Annotated in this window: 6 protein-coding genes; 3 read left to right on the plus strand and 3 right to left on the minus strand. The window is 72.5% G+C overall.

Going from position 1 to position 6,456, the window contains the following annotated elements; all coding sequences use genetic code 11:
• The 3 genes from DQW85_RS29870 to add form a co-directional block, all read left to right on the plus strand.
• Positions 1 to 366 (plus strand): hypothetical protein (locus tag DQW85_RS29870; protein ID WP_205315515.1); only part of this gene is annotated, 366 nt, incomplete at its 5' end.
• A gap of 400 nt (positions 367 to 766) precedes the next feature.
• Positions 767 to 1,780 carry a GNAT family N-acetyltransferase gene (locus tag DQW85_RS29875; RefSeq protein WP_162795483.1) on the plus strand — a complete coding sequence of 338 codons (1,014 nt, stop codon included), beginning with the start codon at positions 767 to 769 and terminating at the stop codon, positions 1,778 to 1,780.
• A 149-nt stretch (positions 1,781 to 1,929) separates the two neighbouring features.
• Positions 1,930 to 2,976: an adenosine deaminase gene (add, locus tag DQW85_RS29880; RefSeq protein WP_113703170.1), complete on the plus strand. Its 1,047-nt coding sequence runs from the start codon at positions 1,930 to 1,932 to the stop codon at positions 2,974 to 2,976.
• A gap of 140 nt (positions 2,977 to 3,116) precedes the next feature.
• Here add and pgl read toward each other — a convergent pair whose 3' ends face one another.
• The 3 genes from pgl to zwf form a co-directional block, all read right to left on the minus strand.
• Positions 3,117 to 3,890, minus strand: coding sequence for a 6-phosphogluconolactonase (gene pgl / locus DQW85_RS29885; protein ID WP_113703171.1), 774 nt, complete (start codon positions 3,888 to 3,890; stop codon positions 3,117 to 3,119).
• A gap of 86 nt (positions 3,891 to 3,976) precedes the next feature.
• Positions 3,977 to 4,891, minus strand: coding sequence for a glucose-6-phosphate dehydrogenase assembly protein OpcA (locus tag DQW85_RS29890; RefSeq protein WP_113703172.1), 915 nt, complete (start codon positions 4,889 to 4,891; stop codon positions 3,977 to 3,979).
• A complete protein-coding gene (zwf, locus tag DQW85_RS29895) occupies positions 4,891 to 6,453 on the minus strand; it encodes a glucose-6-phosphate dehydrogenase (RefSeq protein ID WP_113703173.1) in 1,563 nt (520 codons plus the stop codon). The genes DQW85_RS29890 and zwf overlap by 1 nt, the downstream gene beginning before the upstream one ends.
• Positions 6,454 to 6,456 lie beyond the last annotated feature (3 nt).

Below are 6,456 nucleotides of genomic sequence, written 5' to 3' on the forward strand. Positions count from 1 at the left end.
GAGGACGAGGCGGAGGGGGCCACCCGGGTCGGCGCCAGGCGGGAGGGCGAGGCGACTCGTGCCCGTGCCGGGCAGGACGCGGCCGCTCGTGCCCGCGCCAGGCAGGAGGCCGAGGCCGCACGGGAGCGCGCCAGGCAGGAGGCCGAGGAACGCAAGGCCAGGGAGCGGCGGGAGGCCGAGGCGGTCCACCGCGAGTGGCAGGAGGCGCTGGCGGCAGCCGTACACGAGCACGAAGAACGCGCCGAGAGGGTCGCCGGGCTGGAGGGGAAGCTGGCCAAGGCGCGCAAGCGGCTGGACGAGAGCCGGCAGCGCCTGGAGGTGGCCCGCCGGGAGGAGCGCCACGCCAGGCACCGCCTGGAGGGCTAGGCGCTGCACCGCCTGGGGAGCTAGGCGCCGCGTTAGTCACCGCGGGCGGCATCGCATGCCGGACTCGCATGCCGGACTCGCATGCCGGACTCGCATGCCGGACTCGCATGCCGGACTCGCCGGCAGGCCGCCGCCGCTGCGGTGATTCCTTGACAGCGATCTTTCAGCATGCGAATCTCGCGAATGTCCGAGACTGTCGGGCCGCACCTGGGCACGAGAATGTCGCACCGCGCATCGGCGCGTGTCCGGGGAATTCCGCCGCGATCGAACGGGGGCCGTCCCGGTGCTTCCCTTTGTCGACCCGTTGAGCGGCATGTCGTCGGCGGTCTGGGATTCGATGACCGCGAATCGCCTGTATTCGTCGCGCCGCTGGCTCGCTTTCTGCGCGGAAACGTCACCCATGCCCGCGGGCGCCGTCACCGCGACGCTTTCCGGTGGCCGCACCGCCGCGCTCCCGGTCTCCCTCGCGGGCGGCCTGCCCAATCCCCTCTACGACTGGACCGCGATCCTCGCCGCGCGGGGGCTGCCCGCGCTCGCGCCCACCGGGCTGCTGGCCGGGCCACGGCACGGCTACCAGACGCACCTCCTCTTCTCTCCGGGCGCCGATCGGGACGAGGCGGCGAAGGGCCTGCGCGCCGCGCTCGACGAGGTGGGCCTGCCCGCCGTGGCGATGTACCTCGGCACCGCCGACGCGGCGGCGTTACGCCAGGCCGGGGTGAAGGCCGTTCCCGTGCTGTTGAAGGCCGACGCCTGGCTGCGGATCCCCGCGGGGGGCTGGGACGCCTGGCTGCACTCGCTCGGGCGCAACCGGCGGCAGACGGTCAGGAGCGACATCAGGCGGTTCGAAGCGGCGGGCTACGAGATCATCGACGCCCCGCTGGCCGAATGGACCGGCTCGGCCGCCGACCTGCTGGCGGGCACCGAGGCCAAGTACGGGCACGGCCACCCCGCCTCGTTCTACCTCACGCTGCTCACCGCCCAGGTCAAGCACCTGGGCACGGCTGGCCGCGTCATCCTGTGCGCCCCGCCGGGGGAGCGGCCGGTCGGGCACGTGCTCTATTACGTTCACGGTGACACGCTCTACGTGCGCTCGGCGGGATTCGACTATTCGCGGCTGCGCGACGCCGCCGAGTATTTCAACGTCGTGTTCTACCTGCCCTTGCGGCGGGCCCTGGAGGCTGGCCTGCGCTGGATGCACGCCGGAATCGAGTCGACCGAGGCGAAGGCGCTGCGCGGCGCCGAACTCAGGCCACTCTGGCTCCTGGACGTTTCCAGCGGCAGCATTCTCCACGACCACGCGGACGCCGTACGCGCCGCCAATTCCCGCACCGCGGCGTCGATATCCACCACGCCTTTTCTGGAGAAGTCGTGGAACCTCGGCACCGAGGCCGCCGACTGGTTCGCCCCCGCCTGATGGGAGCCACCCGACCTCCGGGGATGTCTGGCCCCGTCCTCGCGGCTGCCGTCCCCGCGGACGCCTCGTCGGCGGAACCTTACAACTTCGCGTGAGATTCACCCTCACGCGCTGTTCCTCCGCGGAACGCCGGGCTTATCGTCGCAGACATGAGTCCCGACGCCACCCTTGACGACTCCGTAGCGGCGTTCATTGACGCGCTGCCCAAGGTGGAGCTGCACGTGCACCTCGTCGGCTCCGCCTCCCTGCCCACGGTGCTGGAGCTGGCCCGCCGCCACCCGGGCGGCGGGGTGCCCACCGGCGAGGAGGAGCTGCGCGCCTTCTACACCTTCACCGACTTCCCGCACTTCGCCCGGGTCTACAAGGCCGTCAACGCGCTGGTGCGCGAGCCCGAGGACGTGGCGACCCTGGTGACCGGACTGGCCCGCGACCTGTCCGCGCAGGGTGCCCGGTACGTCGAGCTGCAGGTCACCCCGTACGCCCATCACGTGGTGGGGATGCCGATGCGCGAGGTGACCGAGGCGCTCGACCATGCGGCCCGCCGGTCCGCGACCGACCACGGTGTCCAGATGGCGTACATCTTCGACATACCCGGCGAGTACGGCGCCGAGGCGGCGGCCGTCACCGTGGCCCACGCCCTGGAGGAACCTCCCGCGGCGCTGGTAGGTTTCGGCCTGGGCGGGATCGAGCAGGAGCGTTCCGCCCACCGCGACGCCTTCCGGGACGCGTTCGCCGCCGCCCGCAACGCCGGGCTCCACAGCGTCCCGCACGGCGGCGAGATGTCGGGCCCCGAGACGATCTGGGAGGTCATCGACGGCCTCGGCGCCGAGCGGATCGGCCACGGCATCTCCTGCCTCCAGGACGACAGGCTCGTGGCGCACCTGCGCGAGACGCGGATCCCGCTGGACGTCTGCCCCACGTCGAACGTGTGCACCGGCCAGGTGGCTCGCATCGAGGACCACCCGCTGCCACGCCTGCTGGAGGAGGGCCTGTTCGTGACGCTCAGCAGCGATGACCCGCCCATGTTCGCCACGACGCTGGCCGGCGAGTATCGGGTGGCGGCCCGCGTCTTCGGGTTCGGGCGGGAACGGCTCGCCCAGCTCGCCCGCAACGGCGTGACCGCCTCCTACCTCCCGCCCGGGCGCAAGAAGGAGCTCCTCGCCGAGATCGACGCGCTGGTGTCCGCAGCCTGCTGAACCGGCCCCGAGCCTGCGCCGAAGGCCCTGAGCCTCCGCTGACGGTCCTGCCTGCGCTGAAAGGACTGAGCCTGTGCTGAAGGTCCTGAGCCTGTGCTGAAGGTCCTGGGCCTGCGCTGAGCCGGCGGGCGAGGGGGCCGTCAGGGGGAGGCGATGCGGCCGAGCTCCGGGGGGATCTTGGCGGCGGCGGCCCGGTCCAGCAGGAACAGCGTCCGGCTCCGGCCCCGCGCTCCCGCCGCCGGCACCTGCACGGGCCCCGACTCCGACAGCGCCAGCCGGACGGCCCCCGCCTTCTCGGCGCCCGCCGCCACCACCCACACCTCGCGCGAGGCCTGGATCGTCGGCAGCGTCAGCGAGATGCGGGTGGGCGGCGGCTTCGGTGAGCCGTGCACCGCCACCACGGGCCGCGTGTCGTAGAGCGCGGGCATCCCCGGGAACAGCGACGCCACGTGCGCGTCGGGACCCATGCCGAGCAGCGTCACGTCGAACGACGGCGCGGGGCCGTGGTCCTCGGGCCGGGCCGCCTTGCGCAGCTCGGTGGCGTAGGCGTCGGCGGCCTCCTCCGCGGTCAGGCCCGAGTCGGGGCCGAGCATGACGCGCACCCGCTCCGGGTCGACGTCCACGTGGTCCAGCAGGGCCTGGCGGGCGCCGGTCTCGTTGCGCTCGGGGTCGCCGTCGGGGAGGAAGCGCTCGTCGCCCCACCAGATGTCGAGACGCCGCCAGTCGACCGCGTCGCGGGCGGGCGTGCCGGCGATGGCGGCCAGCGTCGCGATGCCGACCGTGCCTCCGGTCAGCACCAGCGACGCCGAGCCCTTGGCGGACTGCGCGTCGACGAGCCGGGTGATGATCCGCGCCGCCACGGCCTTGGCCAGGATGTCGGCGTCGCGGTGGACGACAATGGTGGGAACGCTCACGGTGGCCAGTCTTTCACGGCCCCGCGGGGCCGGGCGCCACGAGAGCGCCCGGCCGCGAGTCCGGCCAGGGACCTCCTCGGTCCGGGCTAGGACCTGTGCGTGCGGGCGAGATGCTTGACGGCCGACTCGTAGGTCTCGTCCGGGTCGAGCCGTCGCAGCTCCTCCGCCAGCAACTCGGGGGTGCGCCGCCGGGCCAGCGCCACGTTCCGGTCCGGCGCCCCGGGACGGGACAGCGTGGCGAGCCGCGCGTCGTTCCTGGAGATCGACAGATCCCCGTCGCCCGTGGTGAGCCGTACGGTGGTGAGCCCCGGACCGCCGGAGGCGCCCACCCTGACAGGTGCGCCCAGCCGCTCGGACAGCCACGCGGCGAGCAGCGGGGCGCTCGGGTTGGTGGCGGCCGCCGCCACGTGGCCCTTGCGCACCTCGCCGACGGGCTGGTCGAAGGCCGCGGCCAGCAGGCTGCGCCACGGCGTCAGCCGGGTCCACGAAAGGTCGGTGTCGCCGGGGGCGTAACCCTTGGCCCTGGCCACCAGGCACTTGACGCCGTCGTCGCCCGCCGACCGGGCGTCGGTGATGCGCCGCTGTGCCAGCATCCCGATCGGGTCCTGGGAGACCACGGCGGGCGCCTCGCCCGGCCACCACGCAACGACGGGCGTGTCGGGCAGCAGCAGCGGGCTGACCACCGAGTCGGCGTGCTCGGTCAGCTCGCCGTACAGCCGCAGCACCACCACCTCGCCCGGCGTCGACTCGCCGATGCGCAGCTCCGCGTCGAGCCGGGTCGCCTCGTCGGTCTCCCGGTTGATCATCACGAGGATGCGGGACGGGTGCTCGCGCGCGGCCTCGGTGGCCGCGCGCAGCGCGTCGTACTGCTCGCGCTCGTCGCACACCACCACCAGGGTCAGCACCATGCCGATGGCGGGCGCGCCCATCTGGTGGCGCAGCATCATCAGCTGGCTGGAGATCTTCCCGGCCGTCGTGTCACTCAGCATGAACGTGGTCATCAGAGCCTCCTCCACACGCGGCCGTCACGCGCCATCATGGCGTCGGCCGACGGCGGACCCCACGACCCCGCCGGGTAGGGCTCGGGCTGGCCCTGCGTGGCCCAGAACTCCTCGATCGGATCGAGGATCATCCACGACAGCTCGACCTCCCGCTGGTGCGGGAAGAGCGGCGGATCGCCGATCATCACGTCGAGCAGCAGCCGCTCGTACGCCTCGGGGGAGGACTCCATGAACGACTCGCCGTACGCGAAGTCCATCGAGACGTCGCGCACCTCCATCGCCGTGCCGGGCACCTTGGAGCCGAACCGCACCGTGATGCCCTCGTCCGGCTGCACCCGGATGACCAGGGCGTTCTGGCCGAGGATCTCGGTGTCGTCCTTGGAGAACGGCAGGTGCGGCGCCCGCTGGAACACCACGGCCACCTCGGTCACCCGGCGGCCCAGCCGCTTGCCGGTGCGCAGGTAGAACGGCACGCCCGCCCAGCGCCGGTTGGCGATCTCCAGCTTGATGGCCGCGTACGTCTCGGTCTTCGAGTCGGGCGGGATGCCGTCCTCCTCCAGGTAGCCGACGACCTTCTCGCCGCCCTGCCAGCCGGCGGCGTACTGGCCGCGCGCCGTGTAGGCCGCGAGGTCGGCCGGCAGCCGCAGGGCCTTGAGCACCTTCTCCTTCTCCCGCCGCAGCGACGACGCCTCGAAGGAGGTCGGGTCCTCCATGGCCACCAGCGCGAGCAACTGGAGCAGGTGGTTCTGGATCACGTCGCGGGCCGCGCCGATGCCGTCGTAGTAGCCGGCCCGGCCGCCGATGCCGATGTCCTCGGCCATCGTGATCTGCACGTGGTCGACGTAGCTGCGGTTCCAGATCGGCTCGTAGAGGTTGTTGGCGAACCGGAGCGCCATGATGTTCTGGACGGTCTCCTTGCCCAGGTAGTGGTCGATCCGGAAGATCGAGCTCTCCGGGAAGGCCGAGGTGGTGATCTCGTTCAGCTCGTGCGCCGACTTCAGGTCGTGCCCGAACGGCTTCTCGATGACCACCCGCCGCCACGACCCGGGCGGGGAGTCGGCCAGACTGGTGCGCTTGAGCTGCTCCACCACCTTGGGGAAGAACTTCGGCGGCACGGACAGGTAGAACGCGTAGTTGCCGCCCGTGCCCCGCGTCTCGTCGATCTCCTTCAGCGCCATCGCCAGCGCGTCGAACGCGCCGTCGTCGGAGAACTCCCCGGGCACGAAGTGGATGCCCTCGCAGATCTGCCGCCAGACCTCCTCGCGGAAGGGCGTCCGCGCGTGCGCCTTGACGGCGTCGTGCGTGAGCTGGGCGAAGTCCTGGTTCTTCCAGTCGCGCCGGGCGAACCCCACCAGGGAGAAGCCCGGCGGCAGCAGCCCCCGGTTGCCCAGGTCGTAGATCGCCGGCAGCAGCTTGCGCTTGGCCAGGTCTCCCGTCACGCCGAACAGCACCAGCACGCACGGTCCCGCCACCCGGGGGAGCCGCTTGTCGCGCGGGTCGCGCAGCGGGTTGGCCGCCGCGGCCTCCGCCGTGGTCGCCGTGCCCGCGGCGGAGGTGGCCACGAC

This window comes from Nonomuraea lactucae (genome assembly GCF_003313395.1).
In the GTDB taxonomy this organism is placed as follows: Bacteria; Actinomycetota; Actinomycetes; order Streptosporangiales; family Streptosporangiaceae; genus Nonomuraea; species Nonomuraea lactucae.